Source organism: Saccharopolyspora sp. SCSIO 74807 (genome assembly GCF_037023755.1).
GTDB lineage: Bacteria > Actinomycetota > Actinomycetes > Mycobacteriales > Pseudonocardiaceae > Saccharopolyspora_C > Saccharopolyspora_C galaxeae.
On sequence record NZ_CP146100.1, the window covers coordinates 2,694,213 to 2,719,259 of the forward strand.

A 25,047-nucleotide genomic window follows, 5' to 3' on the forward strand; every position below is an offset into this window, starting at 1 on the left:
CTCAATCGTCGTTGCTGCCGGGGTCGTTGCTACCCGGATCGTTGCTGCCGGGATCGTTGCGGTGGCTCTCGGCGTCGGCGTCCGGACCGCGCGGATCGGCTCGGCGGCCGCGGTCGGTGCCGCGCTGGATGGCCGACATCAACGTCCACACCTCCTCCGCGGAACGGTCCGGGGCGTCGCTGCGTTCCCGGTCGTCCTCGGTGGGATGGTCGCGGACCAGTTCGGGGGCGATGTTGGCCTGCTTGCGGCGTCGGGGCAGGGGGACCGGCCGGTCCTGCTCCTCGGGCCGCGCGGTGTCGTCGGTTCGGTCGGTGCTGCTCGGCTCGTCCCGGCCGACCGGGGCGTGGCCGGTCGGGTCGGTGATCGCCTCGCCGGTGCCGCTCGCGTCCTCCTCCAGCGGCCAGGCGAACGATTCGTCGGTGGTCTCCTCCGGGGACTCCGGCGGAACGCGCGGCGCATCATCCGCGGCGGCGTCCCCGGTGGCGGTGCCTTCGGTGGGGTCCTCGGTCGGCCATGCCGCTTCGAGCCCGGTGTCCTCGGTGATCCCGGGATCCTCGTTGATCCCGGCGTCCTTGTTGATCCCGGAGTCCTCGTCGCCGCCGGAAGCCGGTTCCGCGTGCCCCGGCGCTCCGGAACCGCTCGGTTCCTCACCGTCCGCACGGTAGCTCTGCGTTGCCGGGTAGTCGTCCTCCGAAGGCGTGACGTCGGATGAACTGCTGATGTCCGAGCCCGTGCGGAACCGGTTTTCGACACTGTCGGTGGCTGGTGAAAAAGGTTGTGCTTCTTCGACCGGTTTTTCCGGCGCTTCGGCCGGAGTCTCGGCGGCCTGGAGCTGCGTCGAACCCGGTTCGGCGGGCCAGGCGAATTCGTCGCCGGAAGCGGTGCCGTCGTCGGCGGCAGGGTCGCCGGGCGCGACCGGACCCTCCGGTGGCTCCAGCGCGGCAGGACCGGCCTCGACGGGTTCCAGCGGCGCGTTCTCCGCGCGCACCCGCGGAAGCTGCGCCGTGCGCACCTCGCCGGGTTCCTGCTCCACCGGCTCCACGATCAGCTTCGACGGCAGCAGCACGACCGCTCGCACACCGCCGTACGCGGAAGTCCGCAGCTCCACCGCGATGCCGTGCCGGGCGGCGAGCCGAGCGACGACGAACAGCCCGAGCCTGCTGTCCGAGCGCAGCGCCATCGCGTCGAACTCCGGCGGGTCGGCGAGCATCGCGTTCGCCGCGTCCCGGTCCTCGTCGGACATGCCGAGCCCGCGGTCCTCGACCTCGGCGACCACACCGTGCGCCGAGGTGTGCGTGCGCACGCCGACCCGCGAATCCGGCGGGGAGAACGCGGTCGCGTTGTCCAGCAGCTCGGCCAGCAGGTGCACGGTGTCGGCGACCGAATCGCCGTGCAGCGCCAGCTCCGGCGGTTTCTGCACGTGCACCCGCGCGTAGTGCTTGGTCTCGGCGACCGCGCTGCGCAGCACGTCGGCCAGCTCGATCGGCCGGGACCAGCGGCGGCCGGGCTGCCCGCCGCCGAGGATGATCAGGTTCTCCGCGTTGCGCCGGGCGCGGGTGGCCAGGTGGTCCAGGCCGAACAGCAGCGTCATCCGGTCCGGATCGGTCTCCTCCCGCTCCAGCCGGTCGATCATGGTCAGCATCCGGTGCACGAGCGCTTGGCTGCGCCCGGCGATGCCGAGGAACACGGTGTGCACGCCTTCGCGCGCCTGCGATTCCCGCACCGCCGCGCCGACCGCGGTGCGCTGAGCGGTGTTGAACGCCTCGGCGACCTGCCCGATCTCGTCGCGGCCGTAATCCAGCCGCGCGACCTCGTGGGCGATGTCCACCCGCTCGCCGCGGCGCAGCCGGGCCACGATCTCCGGCAGCTGCCCGTCGGCGAGCACCAGCGCGTCGTCCCGCAGGCCGTTCAACCGCCGGGAAAGGCTGCGCGAGACCCGCAGCGCCACCAAGGTCGCCAGCAGCATGACGACCAGCGCGGCGACGCTGCCCACCGCCACCTGGCCGAGCCTGCGGTCGCCCGCGGCCAACCCGTCCGCGGCGGTGCGCTGGGCCTGCGCGGAAGCCAGCGAGCTGAGGTCGTCGGCGACCAGATCGCTGGTGGTCAGCCAGTCCGCCACGTCGATCTCGGGCGGGGTGGCGTCCTCGCCGCTGCCCGCGGGCGTCCACGCGCCGCGCGCGACGATCCGGTTCTCCAGATCCACCAGGTGCCGGAAGTGCGGCGTCGCGAGGATGTCGGCGTAGTGGCCGGCCTGCGCCGGTGCCAAGTTCCGGGCCGCGCTCTCCAACTCCAGGTGGTAGGACCCGGTGAACTGCGCGAACGCCAGGTGGTCGGGCTCGGTGAACAGGTCCGCGCGGAGACCGTCGGAGGCCAGCGACGCAGCTCGCGCCATCCGGTCCGCGGCGGTGAACAGCTCGCTGGCCCGCATTCCGCTGCGGGAGACCGCCGCGTCCGGGAACAACCGCGCCTGCGCTTCGAACAGGGCGGAGCCGGTGTCGAGGAACCCGTCGTAGTAGGCGTGGACCCGTGCCCGGTCGGTCTGCCCGCCGTCGACCTGCGCGCGCACCGCGGGCAGCTCGCGGATCACGCCGTCGAGCGCGCGCATCCGCTCGCGCACGCCCGCGGGGGCCGCCGCCGGATCCGCGGTGGCCCGCATCTTCGCCAGCGCGCGATCGGTCGTTTCCCGTTGCCGCGCAAGGCGTTCACCGGTGGAGCCGCGGGCGGTGAGCTCCAGCGAGCTGAGGGTGCGTTCCTTCTGCGCGGAAGCCAGCACCCGCATCGCGGGCAGCGACACGTCCCGCACACCGGAGGCGATGCCGCGCAGGTGGAAACCGTCGTAGAGGGTCAGGCCGCTGACGATCGACCACAGCACCAGCAGCGCGATGCCGGGGATCAGCACCACGCCGTAGAGCCGGTCGCGGAGGCTGCGGCGGCCTTTGCGCCAGTCGTCCAACTTCTGCACTACGTCCCACCCGTGTTCGCGGTGCCGGTGCCCGCGGCGACGTGCGACGCGGGGTCTCGGCGGCGCGGAACGCGGGCGCGGGCCGCGACACGGGTTCGCGGGGTGCGGCGAACGGAACTGGTGCTGCCGGGTGATCGAACGCCGGTTGCTCGAACGCCGGGTTTTCCGCCATGCCCCCATCCGCCGTTGTCCGCACGAAACCTTCGCGAGGTTAGCACACGAAGATCAACTGCTTGTCCGCGGGAACGCGTGCTGCTCCGGTCGGCGCAACGGCTCCGGGATCGCGCTGTCGTCGACCGGTGATCGGCACGTGGAATCGACGAATGCGGGGCCCGGACCTGGAAATACCGCTGGAAGTTCGGGGATGCGCCGGGGGGCTTCGTGCTGAGCGCGGGAACGGCAGTGGGTTCCGGACGGACCGCGGCGCGCGGCTCGCGGTCCGTCCGGCGTCGTTCAGCCGGCGAAACCGGCCACGATTCCGGAGAACTCCCACGGCTGCTGCTCGGCGCCGCCGCAGCTGTCGGCTCCGCCGCCGGTGCACGGCCGGTCCCGGTTGACCGACCAGAAGGTGAACCGGCCGAGCCCGTTCTGCTTGGCGTAGTCGGCCATCTTCTGGAACGCCGCCACGTCCACGTGCTCGCCCTGCTGGTCGGTGTTGCCGTTCATCGACGAGATGCCCGCGTGCGCGTAGGCGGCGGCGTCGTCGTAGCCGAACGACTGCTTGAGCAGGTCCTTGAGCGCGTCGGTGGTGGTGATCGTGTCCTGGGCCATGTCGCTGCCGTTGAAGTCGAACGGCATCTGCGTCCACACGTCGATCTCCGCGCCGATCTCCGCGGCCTTGGCGATCATCGCCTTGCCGTTCTCGTTCGGGCCGGTCGTGGTGGTGCCGAAGGTGACGACGGTCTTGAGCCCGGGGTTGGCCTCCTTGGTGATCTTCAGCGCCTCGATCACGCGGTTTCGCGACTCGGGGTTTTCCACCTCGGTGGATTCGATGTCGATGTCGATGGCCTTGAGGCCGTAGGCGTCGATCACCTTCTGGTAGGCCCCGGCCAGCGACTGCGCGTCGGTGCACGCCTCGCCGAGCTTGTTGCCGCTCCAGCCGCCGATCGACGGGATGACGTCACCGCCGCCCGCGCGGATCTCCTCGACGGTGGCCTTGTCCTGGCCGTCCAGCGGCCTGGTGCCGTCCCATGCCGGGTTGCAGCCGCCGTCGGAAAGGATGAACCCGAGCGTGAAGTCCTTGATGCCGCTGGCCTTTTGCACCTCGGACGGTGACGGCGGGGAGCCCCAGCCGTTGTAGAGGTACGGCGAGGCGGCGACCGGGCTTTCCGCCGCCGGTGCCGGGGCCTGCTGCGCGCTCAGCGCGGGGCCCGCGCTCAGCGCCGCGGCGCAGGTGACGGCGACACCGGTGCCTGCCAGGGTGAGCAGGTGCTTGCCGAGCTTGCCCACTGGTCCTCCTTCGGGGAGAGATCGTCGGCCACGGCGGGGTCCGTGGCACCGCGCACCTTCGCAGAATCCGAAATTGGTTCGTACCACCAAAAGTAAGAGGGATCTGCTCCCATCGGCCGGTCGATGCGCCACCTCTTTCCCGGCCTGTATCGGACCTGGCCAGCGAATTGTTCGGTCCACATCGGAAAACGCGGAAGTGATCCGCGGCACAATGGGAAATTGCCCTTTTTCCCGGGCGGCGCCGCGGGTCGGGTGATCGGTGTCGGTGGCTCGTGGTTCCATCGGGCCGTGACCGCCCCGAAATCGTCTCCTGCGAAGCCCCCGGATAGCGCCCCGATGCTGGTCCGGCGCTCCGGTGGTGCTCGCGCGCCGCAGTGGGACGAGCCCGCGCGCCGGGTGCTGGACAACGACGGCGGATTCCTGCGCGTTCTCGGCGGACCGGGGACCGGGAAGAGCACGTTGCTGGCCGAGGCCGCGGCCGAGCGGATCCGGAACCGCGCGGTGCCGCCGGAGAACGTGCTGGTGCTGACCTCGGGCCGGGCGGCGGCTTCGCGGATGCGCGCGGCGATCACCGAACGGCTCACCGATGGCGCCGGGCTGCGCACCGCGCAGGAACCGCTGGTGCGCACGGTGCACTCCTACGCCTACGCGGTGCTGCGGGCGCAAGCGCTGCGGGCGGAGGAGCCGCCGCCGCGGATGCTCAGCGGCCCGCAGTACGACGCCTGGGTGCGCGACCTGCTGGACGGCGACATCGAGGACGGCGCCGGGAACTGGCCGGAGCCGTTGCACGGCGCGCTGCCGCTGGAGGGCTTCGCCGGGGAACTGCGCGACCTGCTCACCCGCGCTTCCGAACGCGACATCCCTCCGGAGCGCCTGATCGCGCTCGGCTCGCAGCACGACCGCCCTGAGTGGGTCGCCGCCGGACGCTTCGGCGTGCAGTACGAGCGGACGGTGTCCCTCGGCGATGGCGCGCTGGAGGCCGCGGCGCTGGTCAACAGCGCGCTCGGCGCGTTCGGCGGGGATTCCGGCCTGCTCGCCGATGAGCAGTCCCGGGTGCGCCACCTGCTGGTGGACGACGGGCAGCACCTCGACCCGCAGCAGTACCGGCTGATCAGCAGGCTCGCCGGGGGTGCGCGGGAGTTCGTGCTCGCGGGCGATCCCGATCAGGCCATCTTCTCCTTCCGCGGCGCGGATTCCCGCTGCCTGACCGAGTCCGAGCCGGACCGCACCGAAGTGCTCACCGCGGGCAGGCGGATGTCCGCGGCCGTGCACACCGCGGTCGGCAGGCTGGCCGCGGGGCTGCCCGGCGCGGGTCCGCAGCGCGAGCTGAACCCCGCGGGTTCGAGCGGTTCGGTGCAGGTGCGGCTGCTGGGCTCGCAGGCGCAGGAAGCTGCGTGGGTGGCCGACCAGTTGCGCCGGGCGCACCTGCTGGACGGGGTGCCGTGGTCGGACATGGCGGTGATCGTGCGCTCCACCGGGCAGTCGCTGCCGGTGCTGCGGCGGGCGCTGCTGGCGGCCGGGGTTCCGCTGGTGCTGCCGGTGGACGACGTGCCGCTCGGCCAGCGCACCGCCGTCCGTCCACTGTTGACACTGCTGCGGTGCGCGGCGCGGCCGGAGTCGCTGGATCCGGACACCGCGGAGGCGCTGCTGTCGTCCTCGCTCGGCGGGGTGGACCCGTTGGCGCTGCGGAAGTTGCGGCGCGGGCTGCGCAGGCTGGAGACCGCGGCGAGCGGCCAGCGCTCCAGCGGTGAGCTGCTGGTGGAGGTGCTGCACGACGGCGACCGCCTCGCCGGGCTGGAAGAGGAGGCCGCGCGCCCGGCCCGGCGGCTGGCCGCGCTGCTCGCGACCGCGCGCGAGGTGGCCCACCAAGGCGTCGAAGAGGCGCTGTGGCGCGTATGGAAGGCCAGCGGCCTGGAGCAGCGCTGGCTGACGCTGTCCGAGCGCGGCGGTATCGCGGGCGCGCAGGCGGATCGGGACCTGGACGCGGTGGTGGCGCTGTTCGAGGCGGCCGCGGAGTACGCGGACCGGCTGCCCGGCTCGGACATCACCGGCTTCGTGGACGAGTTGCGGCGGCAGCAGATCGCGGGCAGCTCGCTGGCGCCCTCCGCCCCGGCCGGGGACGCGGTCGCGGTGCTGACCGCGCACGCCTCCGGCGGGCGCGAGTGGGAAGTCGTGGCGATTCCCGGGGTGCAGGAAGGGGTTTGGCCGGACCTGCGGCTGCGCGGTTCACTGCTGGGCACCGAGCGGCTGGTGGACGTTGCCTCCGGGGTGGACGGCGGGGTGTCGGCGACCGCGCCGCTGCTGGCCGAGGAGCGCCGCCTGCTGCTGGTGGCCGCAGGCCGCGCGCGGAGTTCGCTGCTGGTCAGCGCGGTGCGCGGGGAGGACGAGCAGCCCTCCCGCTTCCTCGACGAGCTCGAGGGCGTCGCGACCGGGGAACAGGAGCAGCGTCCGATGCTGCGCCCGCAGCGGGGATTGGTGCTGGCCGAACTCGTCGCGGAGCTGCGCCGCGTGGTCTGCGACGGCGAGGCCAAGCCCGGCCGCCGGGAGCGGGCCGCCGCGCAGCTGGCCCGGCTGGCCGCGGCGGGCGTGCCCGGCGCGCACCCGGACGCCTGGTACGGCCTGCCGGAGACGTCCACGGCCGAGCCGCTGATCACCGAGGACGAAGCCGTCCGCGTCTCACCATCCACAGTGGACGTGCTGGCGAAGTGTCCGCTGCGCTGGATGGTGCAGCGCCACGGCGGTGAGGACGCCGCCGAACTCGCCTCGATCACCGGCTCGCTGGTGCACGCCCTGGTGCAGACCGCCGCCGAAGGCGCCGATCGCGAGCAGCTGCGCCGCGCGCTGGACGAGGCGTGGAAGCACGTGGACGCCGGTGCGCCGTGGTTCTCCCGGCACGAACGCCGGCGGGTGGAAGGCATGGTCGAAGCGTTCCTGGGCTGGCTGGCGACCTCCCGGGACGAGCTGACCCAGGTGGGCGTGGAACGCGACCTGGACCTGACCGTCCCCGGGCGGGAAGGCGGCCCGAAGCTGCGGCTGCGCGGCCGCGTCGACCGGCTGGAGGCGGACCCGGGCGGGCGGCCCGTCGTGGTGGACATCAAGACGAGCAAGTCGCCGGTCAGCGGCAACGAGGCGCAGGAGCACCCGCAGCTGGCGGTCTACCAGCTCGCGGCGGCGCTGGGGGCGTTCTCGGACGCTGGCGCGTTCACGGACGACGGTGACCGGCCCGATGCCGGTGGCGGGCCGCAGCCGGGCGGTGCCCGCCTGCTCTACGTCGCCAAGTCCTCCCGGGACGGGCAATGGACCGAACGAGAGCAGCCGGGCCTGGACGAGGACCGCTTGCGCGTGTGGCTGGACGTGGTGCACGACGCCGCGGCCTCCAGCGTCGGCCCTGCGTTCCTCGCCACCGAGAACTCCGACTGCCCACGCTGCCCGGCCCGGCCGAGCTGCCCGGTACATCCCGAGGGGCGCCAGGTCGGGCAGTGAGCTCCGGGCCGCGCGATCGCGCGTTCCTTTCCGCGGGTGAGCCCTGCGTGTAAGTTTACTTACTGAGTTTTCAGTAAGTAGGGAGTGCTGATCATGCTGAGCCGTCGCTGCGCACTGGGCTGGCTTGGGGCCGCCTGCGCTTCGTTCGCAGGTCCCGGAACCGGTGCTGCGAGCACCGGAACGTCCGCGACCACCCGGGTGCCTGCCGAAGAAAGCCGGGTGCCTGCCGGGGAAACCCGGATGCCTGCCGAGGAAACGCCGCACGAGCGGACCTTCATGGGCTGGCCGTCGCGGTACGCGCCGTGGGGACGTGACCTGCCGAGCGTGCGCGGCGACATCGCCGGATTGGCACGCGCCATCGCCCGCTTCGAGCCCGTCGTGCTGCTCGCGCGTCCGGACGAAGCCGACGACGCGCGTCGTGCCTGCGGCGGCGCCGTCGAAGTGCTGCCCGTTCCGGTCGACGACCTGTGGCTGCGCGACACCGGTCCGACGTTCGTGCGCACCGAGTCGGGATTGGCCGGTGTGGACACGCGCTTCAACGGCTGGGGCGGCAAGCAGCGCCACCCCGCGGACGGGAAGGTGGCGCGGCGGCTGCTCGAGCACTACGGAATCCCGCGCATCCCGGCTCCGCTGGTCACCGAGGGCGGCGCACTGGAAGTCGACGGCGATGCCACGTTACTGGCGACCGAGAGCTCCATCGTCAACGACAACCGGAATCCGGGGCGGTCCCGCGCAGAACTGGAATCCGGCCTCAAGGCCGCGTTCGGCGCGCGGAAGGTCATCTGGTTCCCCGGCGTGCGCGGCGCGGACATCACCGATTCCCATGTGGACGGTCTGGTTCGCTGCACCTCGCCGGGAACGATGCTGCTCGACCGGCCCGGGCCAGCGGACTCGGAGCAGTACCACCAGGCTCGCGCCGTGCTGACGAGCACCACGGACGCGGCGGGCCGGGAACCGGAGATCGTCGACCTGCCGCGGCCCGATCCGGGCGCGATCGGCAGGCACGGCGAGGACTTCTTCGGCTCCTACATCAACTACTACGTGGCCGGCGGCGCCGTGATCGCGCCGGCCTTCGGCGACCGGGCCGCGGACGACCGGGCCGCCGGTATCCTCCGGGAGCTGTACCCGGGACGCGAGGTCGTAGGAGTCCGCATCGATCACATCGCCGAAGGTGGCGGCGGTATCCACTGCGCCACCCAGCAGCAGCCACGGCGATGAGCCGCAGAACCAGGCTCAGCACCGCCGATCGGCAGGCACTGCTGCTCGAAGCCACCTGCCGGGTGATCGCGAGCAGCGGCATCCGCGGGCTGCGCGTCGACGCCGTCGCGGCCGAAGCGGAAGTGTCGACGACGCTGCTGTACTACCACTTCACCAGCCGGGCGGGCCTGCTCGCCGCGACCATGGAGTTCGTCGACGAGCGCGCGGGCGGCTACACCCGGGCACCGGACGGCCTGCCCGGCCGCGCCCGGCTCGAGCACCAGCTCACCAGCGAGTTCCAGGACACCGCCCAGGTGCGGACGAACTCGGCGGTGTGGAACGAATTCCGCGCCGCCGCCGTGTTCGACCCGAGCCTGCGCGCGGCCGTCGACGCGGCGAGCCGGACGTGGCGGAGCACGGTCGTTAGCCTCGTCGCGGAAGGTCAGCAGGACGGCAGCGTCGATCCCGGAGTGGACCCGGAGCCCGCGGCCGAGCGGCTGACGGTTCTGGTCGAAGGGCTCTCCAGCCGCTGGCTCGCCGAGCTGCTCACCACCGCCCGGGCGCACCAGCACATCAGCGCCGCGCTCGAACTGGAATGCCCCGGTCCGTAGCCGGGATGGCCCGGGTGCTCGATCGCGGGCGCGGCGTGCGGCTACGTTGGGGAGGGTTCGGCCAAGAAAGGGGAGACATGCCGCAGCACGCGAACGGCCTGCACCACCACGGATACGTGGAGCGATCCACGCTCTCGAACGCGCTGACCGCGCCGGAGCGGCGGATGCTCGATCCGGACGAGGTGATGCACTCCCCCGAAGAAGTCGCCGCGTGGCTGGCGGGCACGCTGCGCGCGGCCATGGGGCTCACCGAGGACGAGGTCGCGTTCACCGACGAGAACCAGATCTGGCTCACCGAGTCGCGCCGCGGCGAGACCATCGTGACCGGGCTCAACGACGGCCCGACGATCACCGCGGAAGCGATCTACGACAGCAATTGCGAGTGCGAGCGGCAACTGAAGCCAGTCCCCGCCAAGAAGCGCCGTTGAGATCTTCGATCTCGGTCTGCATAGGTGGTCGGGTAGCGGAACCTCAGCGGCTTCCTCGCTGCGGGATCGATTTCTGACGTATGCCCATACGCGGCGAAATCGCTGTCCTCGCGAGGAAGCCGCTGAGAACCCGCCGGTGGTTCGGTTGCTTGCATGGTCGCCCGTCAGCGGCTTCGCCGCTGAGAAGATGAAGATCGAAGGATGTCGTGCTGGTCGACGGGTGAGCGTTGTTGGTCGGCCGGAGAGCGGCGTTGGTCGACCGGTTAACGGTGTTGGCTGGCCGGGGAACGGCGTGGGCGGCTAAGGAACCGCGTTGGCTGGCCGGAGAAACGCGTTGCACCGCGTTGCCTGCCGGGGAACCGCGTCGGCCGGGGAACCGCGCTGCTCGGTCGGGGAGTGGTGCTGACCGGTGAATCGGTGCCGTCGGAGCGGCGTGCTACACACGGCGCATGCACGGTGAACAGCTCAGCCCGCAGCGCATCGCCCAGGGGCTCGGGCTGCACCCGCCGACTCCGGAGCAGGCCGCGGTGATCGCCGCGCCCGCCGAACCCGCGCTGGTCGTCGCGGGCGCGGGCGCGGGCAAGACCGAGACGATGGCCGCCCGGGTGGTTTGGCTGGTGGCGAACCGGATCGTCACGCCGGAGCACGTGCTCGGCCTCACCTTCACCCGCAAGGCCGCCAGGCAGCTCGCCGACCGGGTGCGGGCGAGGCTGCGGCGGCTGGCCGGCTCCGGGCTGCTCGACGAGGTCGACCCGAGCGGGCAGCTGCGCACCGCGGTGCTCGCCGAGGAACCGACCGTGCTGACCTACCACGCCTACGCGGGCCGGTTGGTCGGCGAGCACGGGCTGCGGGTGCCGGTGGAACCCGGTGCCCGGCTGCTCACCGGAACCGCGTCGTGGCAGCTCGCGCACCGGGTGGTGGCGACGTGGACCGAGGACCTGGACACCGAGAAGGTGCCCTCCACGGTCACCGGCCATGTGCTGGCGCTGGCCGGTGAGCTGGCCGAGCACCTGGTCCGCCCCGATGCGCTGCGCGAGCACGCCGAGAAGCTGTGCGCGCTGATCGAGAACGCCCCGCGGGCGAAGCGGCAGAAGGCCGAGCTGCCGCAGGACCTCACCAAGATCGTCGCCGCGCAGCGGTTGCGGGCCGCGCTGCTGCCGCTGCTGGATTCCTACGCGCAGCACAAGAGGCGCGAGGCGGCGATGGACTTCGCCGACCAGATGTCCCTGGCCGCGCGGCTGGCCGCCGAGCACCCCGAGGTCGCCGCGGGCGAGCGCGCCCGGTTCGGCGCGGTCCTGCTGGACGAGTACCAGGACACCGGGCACGCGCAGCGGGTTCTGCTGCGGGCGCTGTTCGGGCAGGTCGGCGATCCGCTGCCGGTGACCGCGGTCGGCGACCCGGCGCAGGCGATCTACGGCTGGCGCGGTGCCAGCGCGGCCAACCTGCCCCGGTTCAGCACGGATTTCCCGCGCGGCGATGGCGCGCCCGCGCACCGCTACGGCCTGCTGACCAGCTTCCGCAACCCGCCGGAGGTGCTGAGCCTGGCCAACGCGGCCGCCGAACCGCTGCGCAAGGCCGGGCTGGAAGTCGACGAGCTGCGCGCCCGCGACGGCGCCGACCCCGGCGACATCCGCGCCGCCCTGGTGCAGGACGTGCGGGCCGAGCGCGAGTGGGTGGCCGACCGGATCGCCGAGCAGTGGCACGCGGCGCTGGACGCAAGCGGCGAGCCGCCGACCGCGGCGGTGCTGGTGCGCCGCCGTTCGGACATGGCAGGGCTCGCCACCGCGTTGCGCGAGCGCGGACTGCCCGTCGAGGTCGTCGGTCTCGGCGGGCTGCTGGACGAGCCCGAGGTCCGGGATCTGACGAGCGCGCTGCGGATGCTTGTGGACCCGTTGGCGGGCACCGCGGCGATGCGGCTGCTGACCGGCTCGCGCTGGCGGCTCGGCGCGGCGGACATCGCCGCGCTGTGGGACCGGGCGCGCAGCCTCGGACCGGGCGCGCAGGCGGCCGAAGGTGACGACCCGTCCGAGGTCGTCAGCGGCGCGCTGCCCGGCGAGCAGTCCGAGCAGGCGGGCCTGGTGGACGCGCTGGACGATCCCGGCGGCCCGGAGAACTACTCCGCGGCCGGCTACGAGCGGATCCGCCGGCTGGGCAAGGAACTCGTGGCGCTGCGCCGCCGCCTCGAACAGCCGCTGCCGGAGCTGGTCGCCGATGTGGAGCGCACCCTGCTGCTGGACATCGAGGCGCTGGCCCGCCCGGACGGTTCCGGGCGCATCCACCTGGACGCGTTCGCCGACGTGGTCACCGAATTCGCCACCGCCAGTCCTTCCGCGACGCTGCCCGCGCTGCTGGACTACCTCGCCGCCGCCGAACGCGCCGAGGACGGGCTCGAACCGGGCGAGGTCGAGGTGGCCGAGGACCGCGTGCAGGTGTTGACCACGCACGCCGCGAAGGGCCTGGAGTGGGAGATCGTCGCGGTGCCGCACCTGGTGCACCAGGTCTTCCCGGGGCGCAGGCATTCGGCGTCGTGGCTGACGTCGGTGACCGAGCTGCCGTCGCAGTTGCGCGGTGACGCGCAGGATCTGCCCGCGCTGAACCTGGATCGTCTGTCCGGAATGGACCGCAAGGAGATCCTCGACGAGCTCAAGCGGCACGACGGCGAGTTCGAGGACCGCCGCCTCACCGAGGAGCGGCGGCTGTTCTACGTGGCGTTGACCCGCTCGGAGCGGGTGCTGCTGCTTTCCGCGCACTGGTGGGCCGAAGGCGCGAAGAAGCCGAAGGGACCGTCGGACTTCTTCACCGAACTCGCGCACGTGTTGCGCGGGTCCGACGTCGGCGAACTCGCGCAATGGGCCGACGAACCGCCGGAGGACGCGGAGAATCCGCTGGCCGAGACGGTGCGTTCGGTCGAATGGCCCGCGGATCCGCTGGGTGCTCGGCGAAGTGCCGTGTCCGCGGGTGCCGACATGGTCCGCGCTGCGATGGCCGCCGCGGCTTCGGAGTCCACTGTGGATGAAAGCGTGCCTGCCGCGGAACCCGGGGCCGCGGAAGAAGTGCCGCGCGAAGAGGACCTGCCCGAAGCATCGGGCATCCCGGACGGACAAGCCTCCGACGGACACAGCCCGGACGAACAGGGCCCGGACGGACAGGGCCTGGACGGGCAAGCCCTGGACGGGCAAGCCCCGGACGGGCAAGCCCTGGACGAACACAGTCCGGGCGAAGACATCCCGGGCGAAGAGATCCCGGAAGACGAGCTCAACTGGGCGCGCGACGTCGACGTCCTGCTGGCCGAACGCGAAGCCGCCGCGCGGCGCCGCGACCAGGTGGCGCTACCCGGCAACCTGTCGGTGAGCCGCCTAGTCGAACTCGCCGACGACCCGGAAACCCTCGCCCGCAAGCTGCGCCGCCCGCTGCCGCTGCCGCCGAACCCGATGGCGCGGCGCGGCACCGCGTTCCACGAGTGGCTGGAGCACCGGTTCGGCAGCAGCGCGCTGATCGACGTGGACGAACTTCCCGGCGCGGGCGACGAAACGGCCTCTCCGCAGGACGACCTCGAACAGCTCAAGGCCGCGTTCCGCAGCGGATCGTGGGCCGGACGCACCCCGCACAAGGTGGAGGTGCCGTTCGAGACCCAGGTGGAAGGCGTCGTCGTGCGCGGGCGGATGGACGCCGTGTTCGCCGACCCGGACGGCGGCTGGACCGTGCTGGACTGGAAGACCGGCGGCGTGCCGGACGACGACCGGCTGCCCGCGCTGGCCGTGCAGCTCGCCGCGTACCGGCTCGCCTGGTCGTCGCTTTCCGGCGCACCGCTGGAAGAAGTCCGCGCCGCGTTCCACTACGTGCGGCACGACCGGACGCTGCGGCCCGCCGACCTGCTGGATGCCGACGGCCTCCGCGAGCTGATCACGTCCGTCCCGCGAGCATCCACCGACGCCTGAGACCCCGCGGTGTCGGCTGCTCGGGCTGGAAAGCGGCTGCACCGCTTGAAAAAGCGAACCCCGGGTTCCAAGACGGGCAGTGGCACGCCGAAGTCGTTGCGATCTTTTCCCATGTCCACACCTTCGAGTGGTGGATCTTGTCTAGGGCCATTCGGGCGGATCAACATGCTTCCTGATGGAGCAGAACCAGTGGAAGCTCAATACGCCGCCGGAAGCGGAAGTCCTCGTGGACACCGATGTGCTGTCGCTGCGCGCGCCCCTGGTGCGGGTGGCCCGGGACGCCGAGGGCACCTGGTCGTTCACCGGCCCCGGCGCCGATCCGCCGACCCAGCGGACCGTGCTCGGCGCCGTCGTCGCCGCGTGGCCGCACGTCTCGGCGCTGACCGACCTGGACCGCGGCGGCGCGGTCGTGTGGTCCTGGACCAGGCACGGCTGGGCGGGTGAGTTCGAGTGCCGCTGCGGCAACTGCGAAACGCCCGTCGCCGCCGACCTGGACCGCCGCAGCTGGCCGTCGGACGTGCAGCCGGACTCCCTGATCAGCGTGGAGAAGTCAGCGCTGTCCGGGCAGGTCACGCTCACCGACATCCTGTCCACGCCGGATGGCGTCGCCTTCCTCGGCCCCGGCAGGCACCAGCGCACCAGCGACCTGATGACGCCGGTGGCCGCGGCGAACGTGGCCCGGCGCTGGCCGCACACCGTGCAGGCGTTGCGCTCGATCAAGAACGGCCGCGGGCTGAGCTGGAACCCCGAAGGGCTCAACTGGCGCGAGTACGTCCTCGCCTGAGCCGTCCGCGAATCGGGTCAGGACGCCGGGCTCTGCTGGCCGCGCTGCAACATCAGCGAATACAGGACTTCCTGCAACCAGCGGCCGAACAACGGGGCGCCGAACTCGGCGGAGCGGTCCTCCGGCTGCAGCAGCACCTCGGACGGTTCCGGGCCGTTGTCCTGCACGACTCCGACGCCGTAGTAGTCCATTTCGGTCATCGGCCACGGGCGGTACGGGTGCCGGGGCGGCAGCACCACGCTGCACGGCGCCAGCGTCATCAGCGTTCCGCAGGCCCGCATCCCGTGCTTGGCCTTGCGCACCGGAACGAGGATTCCGACGATGTCGATCGCGGCGACCGGCAGGTGATCGTGCATGTTGGGCTGCGACCAGGAGCGGAACCAGGCCGGATCGTTCTCCGGGGTCCAGCCGTGCGCACACCGCCACCGGTGCACGTCCGGCCGGACGCGGGTCACGGCGGCGAATCTGGACCCGAGCGCTGCCACGTCGGAAACGACCTGCCCGTGCCAGCCGAGTGCTGCTGCGGCGTGCTCAAGTTCCTGCACTCGAAGATCGTAAACCTCGCGGGTGACCGTGCTTACTCGCCCGCCTCGCGGCGGACCCGCAGCGCCCAGGCCACGAGCGGGATCTGCAGCGGCAGCCTGCCGTAGGCGATCAGCCGCAGTGGCAACGGTTTCCGGCGGAAGTCGGCGGCCATCCGCAGGTTGGCCGGGAACACGCCGACGAACAACCCGGCGGTCACCAGCGCCCCGGCCCGCCGAGTGCGCGGGTGCGCCACGGCGGCCGCGCAGCCCAGCTCGGCCGCCCCGGACACGTAGGTCCAGGTGCGGGCGGAACCCGGCAGCGATCGCGGGACGATCCCGTCGAACGGCTTCGGGCGCAGGAAGTGCAGCGCGCCCATCGTGGCGAGGGCTCCGGAGAGCACGCGGACCGAACGTTTCGCGGACATGCCCGGCAGCCTCGCACGGGCGGCCGCGGCGGACAATGCCCCGCAGCTTTCCGGGATCCGGCTCCCGTTCGCCCGGTCCGTCCGGGTTGTCGCGGGCGCCGCAACGGTCTCCGGCGCGGTTGCCGACCGGCGTTGGTTCGGCCGGGTGCGCCCGGGTTATGTTCTGCGGGTCCGACGCGACCACGGCGAACGAGCCGGAATCGGGGGAGTGGTGAGCGAACGCGCGACGGCCGCAGGCGGACCTGCGACGGCCGCAGGCCGGGTGGGCGCGTGGTGAGCGGGCGCGGCCGCATCTCGCCCGCCTCGCTGATCAACGCGCGGGCGCGCGAGGAGACCGGCGACCGGCTCACCGACCGCCCGGACCACACCCTCGTCGGCGTGATCCGGATGCCGGAAGCGCGGGTCAGCCCCGGGCGTTCCATCGTGCGCCGGATCATCGGCGCGATCCTGGCGCTGGCGGCCACCGTGCTGATCGTCTACTTGGGACGCGACGGGTACCGGGACTCCGCGGGCGGCGAGCTGAGCCTGCTCGACGTCGTCTACTACGCCACGGTTTCGCTGTCCACGACCGGCTACGGGGACATCACCCCGATCAGCCCGCTGGCGCGGCTGGTGAACGTGCTGGTCATCACGCCGCTGCGGGTGCTGTTCCTGATCGTGCTGGTCGGCACCACCCTCGAAGTGCTCACCGAACGCTCCCGGCAGGCGCTGAAGATCCAACGTTGGAGGTCCAAGGTGCGCGACCACGTGGTCGTCATCGGCTACGGGACGAAGGGCCGCTCCGCGGTCACGGCGCTGCTCGGCGACGGGGCCGACCCGGGGCGGATCGTGGTCGTGGACACCGACCACGCCGCGCTGGAGACGGCGTCCTCGCTGGGCCTGGTGACGGTGAACGGTTCGGGAACCCGCTCGGACGTGTTGCGCGTGGCGGGCTTGCCGCGGGCGCGCGCGGTCGTGATCGCGCCCGCGCGCGACGACACCGCGGTGCTGGTGACGCTCACCGCCCGCGAACTGGCGCCGAAGGCGCAGATCGTGGCCGCCGTGCGGGAAGCCGAGAACGTGCACCTGCTGCGGCAGTCCGGTGCGGACTCGGTGGTGGTCTCCAGCGAGACCGCGGGCAGGCTGCTGGGCATGGCGACCACCACGCCGTCGGTGGTGGAGATGTTCGAGGACCTGCTCACCCCGGACGTGGGGCTGGCGATCGCCGAACGCGAGGTGGAGCCGTCGGAGGTCGGCGGTTCGCCGCGGCACCTGTCGGACATCGTGCTCGGCGTTGTCCGCGGCGACGAGCTGTACCGGGTGGACGCTCCGGAAGCCGATGCGATCGAGGACGGCGACCGGTTGCTCTACGTCAAGAAGGTCACCCCGGCCGAACCGTGAACCCCGGCCGGACCGTGAGCGGGCCGGTGCGCGAACACGCCACCCGGCGTTCTGGGACGATCACACCGTGGGGCGACGAGGTGGTTCGGCATCGGTGGGGCTGATCCTGGTTGTGCTGGGACTGCTCGGCCTCGGCGTGGTGGCTTTCTCCTGGTGGCGGCTGTCGGAAAGCGGCCTGCCCGGCGGGCGCACCGCGCAGGCCAAGGTCGTCGAGTCGGTGCCGTGCGGCAGGGCCACGCAGGGCGATCTCGTCGAGGTCCGCGTGGACGGGGAAGTGCGGCGGCTGCGGCTGGACGGTTGCGGGCACAACCGCGGGCAGGAATTCCAGGTGCAGGTCCCGAAGCGCGGCGATCGCGCGTTCCGCGCGGGCGACGCGACGGGTGACGGCGGGCCGAGCACCCGGATCAGCTGGGTGCTGGGCACGCTGGCCGCGGTGGCGGGCGGCGGTTACGCGTTGCTGCTGCGCCGCCCGGAACCCGCCTGATCAGTCCACATCGGATGGTGCGGCGGCCCAGGTGTTGCACGCGGTCACCTCGTTGCCGCTGAATCCCCGGTCGATCCACCTGGTGTTCGTGGCGATGCGGCCGTGGTCGGGCTGCTCGTTGTACTCGTCGCCGCGCGCCCGGGAATCGGCCAGCGCGGGTAGCACGAGGTCGTTGCGCACGCCGCCGTTCTGCAGCGCGGCCAGCGCCATTCCCTCGAAGCAGGTCGCTTGCAGCTCGGAGCGCCGGGTCAGCTCGAGCCCGGCGGGACTGCTGCCGCCTGCGGCCTTGGAGGCGTCGAGGTAGGCCGGGTTGATCCCGCTCATCGCCTGGATCGCGTGCCCGAATTCGTGCGCGAACTGCCCGAGGTAGGCGCCGCCTTCGACGCGGTTCTCCTTCTCCGCGTAGTAGCGCGAAGTCATGTAGATGGTGTTGTCGCTGGGGCAGTACATCGCCGTCTGGTCCCAGGTGCGGTGGCCGCACGGGGTGTTCAGGTCGGTTGCGGTGGTCACCACCGAAGGCGTTCGCGCGGGCAGGTTCGCCGCGCGCAGCGCGGGCGCCCACGCCTGCATCAGGCAGGGCGCCGCGGCTTGGTAGAACGCGTCCTGCGCTGCGGTGTCGGTGGCGAACGGCGGCAACGGGCAAGGCGCGTCGACGGCGCCGTTGCCCGCTATGTTGATCGGGTTCTCGGCCAGTGCGGAAACCGGGCGCGGAGCGCTCGCGTACGCGTGATCGGGTTGGCGCGGGCGAACGGGCCGCCTGGAGGTCGTTTCCTCGTCGGAAGGTTCGGTGCTGGAGGCCGGGGCGGGTAGATCGCTCGGCTCGTGCGTGACCGGCCGGTCGCCGCCGGTGGTGCCGGTGTTGAGGGCGATGGCGCCCACGCCGACCGTGCCGAAGCCGAGCAGGAAGATCCCCACGATGACCAGCCCGACGATCAGCCCCGTGTTGCCGGACCGCCGCTTACCGCCTGCCGAGCGCGGGTCCGGCTGTTGCCTGCGGCCGGATGGCGCACCGGGTCGTTGCGGCGGTGGCTGCGTCATGGCTGGACTCCAAACGACTGGCCGCGCGGCGCGATCGCACCTCGTTGATCGCGGGTGGGAGCTTAGCGTCCATCCGATCGGGGATCGCACGAACTCGATCGATGCGAGACCGTCGGCCGGGCGGGATCGGGCGTTGGGTCCCGTTCTGTCCGTTGTGAGCCGGCGGGATTGCGAGGGGTCGGCCGACGACTCGTCCCGCGGGCCCGGGCGGCTGGGCGATGTGACCGCCCGTTCCGGGGCCGGGCGGGCCGACACGCACCCGCGCCACTCGATCAGGGTTTGATCAGGCGGTGCGAGCGGATGCCGCCCAAGGGCGCGGCGGCCTATCGGCCTTGAACCGCCCGCGACTCGCTGACCAGCCGTTCCGTTGAACTTCCGGGGCACGGGCGGCAGCGGCCGGAGCGCACCGCGCGCAACGCCGCGGCCGGCCGAAGCACGAGCGGAGAGGCAACGGGGGCGTGACGCGCCGTGACCGCGCGGACGTAAGCTGCGGGACATGGTCGAACCCCAACTGCAGCGCCTCACCCTGCCCAACGGGCTGCGCGTGGTGCTCGCGCCGGACTCGGCGCAGGGCGCTTCCGGGCAGGCCCCCGTGGTCGGCGTCAGCGTGCACTACGACGTGGGCTTCCGCTCCGAACCGGAGGGCCGCACCGGCTTCGCGCACCTGTTCGAGCACCTGATGTTCCAGGGCAGCGAGAGCCTGGAGAAGCTCGCGCACTTCCGGCACGTGCAGGGCTCCGGCGGTGTGTTCAACGGTTCGACGCATCAGGACTACACCGACTACTTCCAGGTGCTGCCCGCGGCGGCGCTGGAGCGGGCGCTGTTCTTGGAAGCCGACCGGATGCGCGCGCCGAAGCTCACCGAGGAGAACCTGCGCAACCAGGTGGACGTGGTCAAGGAGGAGATCCGGCTCAACGTCCTCAACCGGCCCTACGGCGGCTTCCCGTGGATCCTGCTGCCGCCGGTGCTGTACTCCACGTTCGCCAACGCGCACAACGGTTACGGGGACTTCACCGACCTGGAGAAGGCCACCGTCGACGACTGCGCGGCGTTCTTCGACACCTTCTACGCGCCCGGCAACGCCGTGCTGACCATCTCGGGGGACTTCGACGCCGAGCACGCGATCGAGCTGGTGCACCGCCACTTCGGCGACGTCCCGGCCCGCGAGGTGCGCCCGCGCCCGTCGTTCGCCGAGCCGTTCCCCACCGAGGAGCTCGTCGGCGAACACGTCGACCCGCACGCGCCGCTGCCCGCGATCGCGTTCGGCCACCGGCTGCCGGACCCGGTCGGCGAGCTCGACCAGTACCTGGCCAACATCGTGCTCTCCGCGGTGCTCACCGACGGCGACGCCGCCCGGCTGCAGCAGCGCATGGTCTACCAGGAGCCGCTGGTGGTGGACGTGCACGCGGGCTGCGGGCTGATGGGCGCGCCGCTGGACGCCCGGGATCCGGACACCTTCACGCTCACCGCCATCCACACCCCGGATGTCGAGGAGGAGCGCGTGGTGGACGCCGTGGACCGCGAACTGGAGAACCTGGCCGAGCACGGTCCGACCGAGGACGAGCTCGCCCGGGTGACCGCCCGCTGGGCCGCCTCGCTGCACCGCGAGAACGACCGCGTCGTGTCGCGCACGCTCGACCTGGGCAGCGCCGAGCTGGTGCACGGCCGCGCCGAACTGGTCGCCGAGCTGCCGCGGCGCATCGCCGAGGTCCGCGCCGACCAGGTCGCCGCCGCCGCGAAGGCGCTGCGCCCGGACACCCGCGCGCTGCTGCGGGTGCGGCCCGCCAACGACTCGAACTCCGCCGGAGGTGCGGCATGACGCAGGCAACCCACCGCAGCGCCGAAGAGATCGGCCGCACCGAGGCGGGGCCGCGCCCGCTGCCGCCGCTGGCCGAGCCGCGCCCGCTGCGTTCGCCGGAGGTCGTCGACACCGAGCTGGCGAACGGGCTGCGCGTGATCGCCGTCCGGCACGGTGCGGTGCCGCTGGTCGAAGCCAGGCTCCGCATCCCCTTCGCCGGGGACGACGCGATGCACCCGGCCCGCGCGGAAGTGCTGGCCGAGACGCTGCTGACCGGCACGGCCACCCGCGACCGGGTCAAGGTCGACACCGACCTGGCCCGGGTGGGCGGTGAGCTGCACGCGGTGGTCGACCCGGAGCGGCTGAGCCTCGCGGGCAGCGCCCTGTCCAGCGGGCTGGACACGCTGCTGGACGTGCTCGCCGACGCCCTGACCGGCGCGGCCTACACCGAGCAGGAGGTCGCCGGTGAACGCGACCGCCTGGTCGAGCGGATCGCCGTGGCCCGCTCGCAACCGCGCGTGATCGCGCGCGAGGAGCTGCAGCGGGTCCGCTACGGCGATCACCCGTTCGTCCGCGAAGTTCCGGAGGCCGAGGACGTCGCCCAGGTCACCGCGGAGGACGTGCGCGCGCTGCACGCCCAGGCCGTGCTGCCGCGCGGGTCGGTGCTGGTGCTGGCGGGCGACATCGACCCGGATTCGGTGATCGGTGAGGTCGCGCGGATCCTCGGCGGCTGGGATTCCGATGCGCGGGCCCGCGAGCTGCCGGACCTGCCCGAGCTGCGCGGCGGCGACGTGCGGCTGGTGCACCGCGAAGGCGCGGTGCAGTCGCAGCTGCGGCTGTCCGCGCAGGGCCTGCACCGGACCGACGAGCGCTACCCGGCGTTGCAGATCGCGAACCTGTGCTTCGGCGGCTACTTCTCGTCCCGGCTGGTGGAGAACATCCGGGAGGACAAGGGCTACACCTACGGCGCGCACTCCTCCTTCGAGTTCACCCGCGGTGCGGGCACGATCCTGGTCGACGCGGACACCGCCAGCGAGGTCACCGCGGCCGCGCTGCTGGAGACCCGCTACGAGCTGGGCAGGCTCGCGCTGGTCCCGCCGAGCACCTCGGAGGTCGAATCGGCCAGGCAGTACGCCATCGGCGGGCTGCTGACCTCCACCTCCTCGCAGTCCGGGATGGCATCGATGTTGTCCACGCTGGCCGCTTCCGGGCTGGACCACCGCTGGCTCACCGCGCATCCGGACCGGTTGCGCGCGGTCACCGCCGAACAGGTCGCCGAGGCGGCGCTGCACTACGCGCCGACCGCGTTCACCGGCGTGATCGTCGGCGACGCGAACAAGATCGGCGACCAGTTGCGCGCACTGGGCGGGGTGGTGCTGCCGTGACCGGCGCATGCGCGCAATCCCCCGCGCAGCACCACGATGGGGGCGGTTTCCAGCTGGACGCCGCGCCGCTGCTGTCCCGTTCCACTGTGGACCGCACCGAGCTGCTGCGGGAGGTCCCGCCCGCCGAGCTGTGGGCCTCCGGCAAGGTGCTGCTCGTCGACGGCAAGGGCCGCACCCAGGTCACGCCGGACGGCGGGCTGGTCTTCGAGGAGGCGGCCGCCTTCGGCGAGCAGCCGATCCCGCACGCGGTGCTGCTCGGCAGCCAGCAAGGCACCACCTACTGGGCGCTGCGCACCGAACGCGACGGAGCGCAGGAAGGCTGGAAGGACCTGCGGGTCGCGGGCGCGCTGCTCGACGACACCGATGCGGGCCTGCTCACCACCGCCGTCGGCCTGCTGAACTGGCACGACCACTCCCGCTACTGCGCGGTGTGCGGCGCGGCGACGAACCGGGTCAAGGCCGGCTGGGCGCGGCGCTGCTCCGGCTGCGACCGGGAGGAGTACCCGCGCACCGACCCGGCGGTGATCTGCCTGGTGCACGACGGCGCCGACCAGGTGCTGCTGGCGCGCCAGCCGAGCTGGCCGCCGCAGCGGTTCTCGGTGATCGCCGGGTTCGTCGAGGTCGGCGAGTCGCTGGAAGCCTGCGTGCAGCGCGAAGTGGCCGAGGAGGTCGGGGTGCACGCCGACCGGGTGCGCTACCTGGCCAGCCAGCCGTGGCCGTTCCCGCGCTCGCTGATGCTCGGGTTCTCCGCCGTGGCCGACCCGGCGCAGCCGTTACGGCCCGCGGACGGCGAGATCGAGGAGGCCCGCTGGGTGTCCCGCTCGGACGTGCAGGCCGCCATGAACACCGAGGACGGCATCATCCCGGGCCTGCGGCTGCCGCCCAGCGTCTCCATCGCGCATCGGATGCTGCGCGGCTGGGCCTTCTGGACGGACTGATCGGGCGCAGTCGTCCCGGAGCGGCCGCAGCACGGAGAAGGCGGCGAACTCCCAGCTCAGCAACGGTGCGCGAAACGCGCCGCGAGGGTTGCCGCCGGTCGGTCGCGCGGTTCTGCGAGGATGCCCGGCATGGCCGATCAACCGCGACTCCTGGAAGGTCTGGATCCGGAGCAGCGGGCAGCGGTCACCGCACCACGCGGCCCGGTCTGCGTGCTGGCGGGCGCGGGCACCGGCAAGACCCGCACGATCACGCACCGCATCGCGTACCTGGTGCAGCGCGGCCTGGTCGTGCCGCAGCAGGTGCTCGCCGTGACGTTCACCGCCCGCGCCGCAGGTGAGATGCGCACCCGGTTGCGCGGGCTCGGCGCCGCAGGAGTGCAGGCGCAGACGTTCCACGCGGCCGCGTTCCGGCAGTTGCGCTACTTCTGGCCGCGGGTGCACGACACCCAGGTTTGGCCGCTGGTGGACAACAAGTTCCGCCTGGTCGTGCAGGCCGCGAACCGGGTCGGCCTGTCCACCGAGAAGGAGTCGGTGCGCGACCTGGCAAGTGAGATCGAATGGTCCAAGGCGGGCCTGGTCGGACCGGACGGCTACGCCACCGCGGCCGCGCGGGCCGGGCGGGACGTGCCGGTCGCGCCGCACCAGCTGGCCAAGGTCTTCGCGGCCTACGAGCAGCTCAAGAACGAAGCCCGGATGCTGGACTTCGACGACCTGCTGCTGCACACCGCGGCGATCCTGGAGGAGCACCCGGACGTCGCCGAGGAGTTCCGCTCCCGGTACCGCTCGTTCGTCGTGGACGAGTACCAGGACGTGAACCCGTTGCAGCAGCGCGTGCTGGACGGGTGGCTGGGTCCGCGCGACGACCTGACCGTGGTCGGTGACGCGAACCAGACGATCTACTCCTTCGCCGGAGCGTCCCCGAAGTGGCTGGTGGGCTTCCCGAAGCGGTTCCCGGAAGCGACCGTGGTCCGCCTGGAACGCGACTACCGCTCCACTCCGCAGGTGGTCTCGCTGGCGAACAGCGTGATCGGCGCGGCCCGCGAACGCCCCGCCGGAACGCGGCTCAGGCTCGTCGGCCAGCGCGCGGACGGCCCGGAACCGGAGTTCGCCGAGTACGACCACGAGCCCGCGGAAGCCGAAGCGCTCGCCCGCAGGATCGCCGAGCTGGCGGGCCGCGGCGTGGCGCTGTCCGAGATCGCCATCCTGTTCCGCGTCAACGCGCAGTCCGAGGTCTACGAGAAGGCGCTGTCCGACGCCGAGATCCCGTACCAGGTCCGCGGCGGTGAGCGGTTCTTCGCCCGCAACGAGGTGCGCCAGGCGATGGTCGCGCTGCGCACCGCCGAGAACCGGTCCGACGCTGGTGCGGACCTGCCCGCCGCGGTGCGCTCGGTGCTCGGCGAGGTCGGGTTGACCGAGGAGCCCCCGCCGGGCGGTTCGGCCCGCGAGCGCTGGGAATCGTTGATCTCGCTGGTCGAATTGGCCGAGGAGCTGGCTTCGTCGGTTCCCGATGCGGGCCTGCCGCGCTACGTCGCCGAGCTGGAGGCCCGCGCGGAGTCGCAGCACCCGCCGACCGTCGAAGGCGTCACGCTCGCCTCGCTGCACGCAGCGAAGGGCTTGGAGTGGGATGCGGTGTTCCTGGCCGGGCTGGTCGAGGGCACGCTGCCGATCCAGCACGCCGAGGACGACTCCGCGATCGAGGAGGAGCGGCGGCTGTTCTACGTCGGCGTCACCCGCGCCCGCGAGCACCTGCACCTGTCCTGGGCGCTGGCCCGCGCCGCGGACGGCCGCCGCTACCGGCGCCGGAGCCGGTTCCTGTACGGCCAGGTCCCGGACGGGCATCCGGCGGCGCTGCCCGCGAAGACCCGTTCGGCGGCGGCCGCCGCGCCGCGCAACCGGTCCCAGCCGCGCTGCCGCAGCTGCACGGCGGTGCTGGTGAGCACGATGGACATCAAGCTCGGCCGCTGCGCGGACTGCCCGTCCGATGTGGACGAGACCTTGCTGGAGCGGCTGCGCGCCTGGCGCGGCGAACGCGCCCGGCAGCTGAGCGTGCCCGCCTACGTCGTGTTCACCGACGCGACGCTGACCGCGATCGCCGAGCAGCGCCCGCCGGACGAGGCCGCGCTGGTGGCGATCTCCGGCATCGGAGCGACCAAGGTCCGCAAGTTCGGCGCCGACGTGCTCGCCCTGGTGCAGGGCGAGCACACCCGAAGCTGATCCGCCCGA

17 protein-coding genes are annotated in these 25,047 nt (G+C 72.5%); 12 read left to right on the forward strand and 5 right to left on the reverse strand.

Annotation, left to right across the window (positions count from 1 at the left end):
- Window position 1 precedes the first annotated feature (1 nt).
- Window positions 2-2,962 carry a nitrate- and nitrite sensing domain-containing protein gene (locus V1457_RS12400; RefSeq protein ID WP_338603674.1) on the reverse strand — a complete coding sequence of 987 codons (2,961 nt, stop codon included), beginning with the start codon at window positions 2,960-2,962 and terminating at the stop codon, window positions 2-4.
- Between the two features lie 453 nt (window positions 2,963-3,415).
- Window positions 3,416-4,411: a chitinase gene (locus V1457_RS12405; RefSeq protein WP_295146388.1), complete on the reverse strand. Its 996-nt coding sequence runs from the start codon at window positions 4,409-4,411 to the stop codon at window positions 3,416-3,418.
- A 336-nt stretch (window positions 4,412-4,747) separates the two neighbouring features.
- Between V1457_RS12405 and V1457_RS12410 the strand changes: the two genes are divergently transcribed.
- The 6 genes from V1457_RS12410 to V1457_RS12435 all read left to right on the forward strand — a co-directional run bounded on the left by V1457_RS12410 (window position 4,748) and on the right by V1457_RS12435 (window position 14,852).
- Window positions 4,748-7,894 (forward strand): ATP-dependent DNA helicase, encoded by a 3,147-nt coding sequence (locus tag V1457_RS12410; protein WP_338603678.1) that lies wholly within the window; start codon window positions 4,748-4,750, stop codon window positions 7,892-7,894.
- A 240-nt stretch (window positions 7,895-8,134) separates the two neighbouring features.
- On the forward strand, window positions 8,135-9,112 hold the full coding sequence (locus tag V1457_RS12415) for an agmatine deiminase family protein (RefSeq protein WP_338603681.1): 978 nt from the start codon (window positions 8,135-8,137) through the stop codon (window positions 9,110-9,112).
- A complete protein-coding gene (locus tag V1457_RS12420; protein WP_200073333.1) occupies window positions 9,109-9,702 on the forward strand; it encodes a TetR/AcrR family transcriptional regulator in 594 nt (197 codons plus the stop codon). Before V1457_RS12415 ends, V1457_RS12420 begins: the two co-directional genes overlap by 4 nt.
- Before the next feature lie 77 nt (window positions 9,703-9,779).
- Window positions 9,780-10,130 carry a hypothetical protein gene (locus tag V1457_RS12425; RefSeq protein WP_200073334.1) on the forward strand — a complete coding sequence of 117 codons (351 nt, stop codon included), beginning with the start codon at window positions 9,780-9,782 and terminating at the stop codon, window positions 10,128-10,130.
- 449 nt (window positions 10,131-10,579) lie between these two features.
- Entirely contained in the window at window positions 10,580-14,068 is a 3,489-nt protein-coding gene (locus V1457_RS12430; RefSeq protein ID WP_338603688.1) for an ATP-dependent DNA helicase, read from the forward strand.
- Between the two features lie 175 nt (window positions 14,069-14,243).
- Window positions 14,244-14,852, forward strand: coding sequence for a hypothetical protein (locus tag V1457_RS12435; RefSeq protein WP_338603691.1), 609 nt, complete (start codon window positions 14,244-14,246; stop codon window positions 14,850-14,852).
- A 17-nt stretch (window positions 14,853-14,869) separates the two neighbouring features.
- On the opposite strand, the gene V1457_RS12440 is transcribed toward V1457_RS12435, so the two are convergent.
- Both V1457_RS12440 and V1457_RS12445 read right to left on the reverse strand, forming a co-directional pair.
- Window positions 14,870-15,397, reverse strand: a complete 528-nt coding sequence (locus tag V1457_RS12440; protein WP_200072627.1) for a hypothetical protein — start codon at window positions 15,395-15,397, stop codon at window positions 14,870-14,872.
- A gap of 32 nt (window positions 15,398-15,429) precedes the next feature.
- A complete protein-coding gene (locus V1457_RS12445; protein WP_200072628.1) occupies window positions 15,430-15,801 on the reverse strand; it encodes a hypothetical protein in 372 nt (123 codons plus the stop codon).
- A 387-nt stretch (window positions 15,802-16,188) separates the two neighbouring features.
- Between V1457_RS12445 and V1457_RS12450 the strand changes: the two genes are divergently transcribed.
- On the forward strand, window positions 16,189-17,181 hold the full coding sequence (locus V1457_RS12450; protein WP_233628219.1) for a TrkA family potassium uptake protein: 993 nt from the start codon (window positions 16,189-16,191) through the stop codon (window positions 17,179-17,181).
- A 94-nt stretch (window positions 17,182-17,275) separates the two neighbouring features.
- Window positions 17,276-17,665, forward strand: coding sequence for a hypothetical protein (locus tag V1457_RS12455; RefSeq protein ID WP_295141062.1), 390 nt, complete (start codon window positions 17,276-17,278; stop codon window positions 17,663-17,665).
- Here the strand turns inward: V1457_RS12455 and V1457_RS12460 are convergent, their stop codons facing one another.
- Window positions 17,666-18,703, reverse strand: a complete 1,038-nt coding sequence (locus tag V1457_RS12460; protein ID WP_338603697.1) for a neutral zinc metallopeptidase — start codon at window positions 18,701-18,703, stop codon at window positions 17,666-17,668.
- A 496-nt stretch (window positions 18,704-19,199) separates the two neighbouring features.
- On the opposite strand from V1457_RS12460, the gene V1457_RS12465 reads away from it, so the two are divergent.
- The 4 genes from V1457_RS12465 (at window position 19,200) to V1457_RS12480 (ending at window position 25,038) form a co-directional block, all read left to right on the forward strand.
- Window positions 19,200-20,522: a pitrilysin family protein gene (locus V1457_RS12465; protein WP_338603700.1), complete on the forward strand. Its 1,323-nt coding sequence runs from the start codon at window positions 19,200-19,202 to the stop codon at window positions 20,520-20,522.
- Window positions 20,519-21,886, forward strand: coding sequence for a pitrilysin family protein (locus V1457_RS12470; RefSeq protein WP_200072632.1), 1,368 nt, complete (start codon window positions 20,519-20,521; stop codon window positions 21,884-21,886). The genes V1457_RS12465 and V1457_RS12470 overlap by 4 nt, the downstream gene beginning before the upstream one ends.
- Window positions 21,883-22,824: an NAD(+) diphosphatase gene (gene nudC, locus V1457_RS12475; RefSeq protein WP_307850256.1), complete on the forward strand. Its 942-nt coding sequence runs from the start codon at window positions 21,883-21,885 to the stop codon at window positions 22,822-22,824. Before V1457_RS12470 ends, nudC begins: the two co-directional genes overlap by 4 nt.
- 129 nt (window positions 22,825-22,953) lie before the next feature.
- A complete protein-coding gene (locus V1457_RS12480) occupies window positions 22,954-25,038 on the forward strand; it encodes an ATP-dependent DNA helicase UvrD2 (RefSeq protein ID WP_338603706.1) in 2,085 nt (694 codons plus the stop codon).
- Window positions 25,039-25,047: the final 9 nt, after the last annotated feature.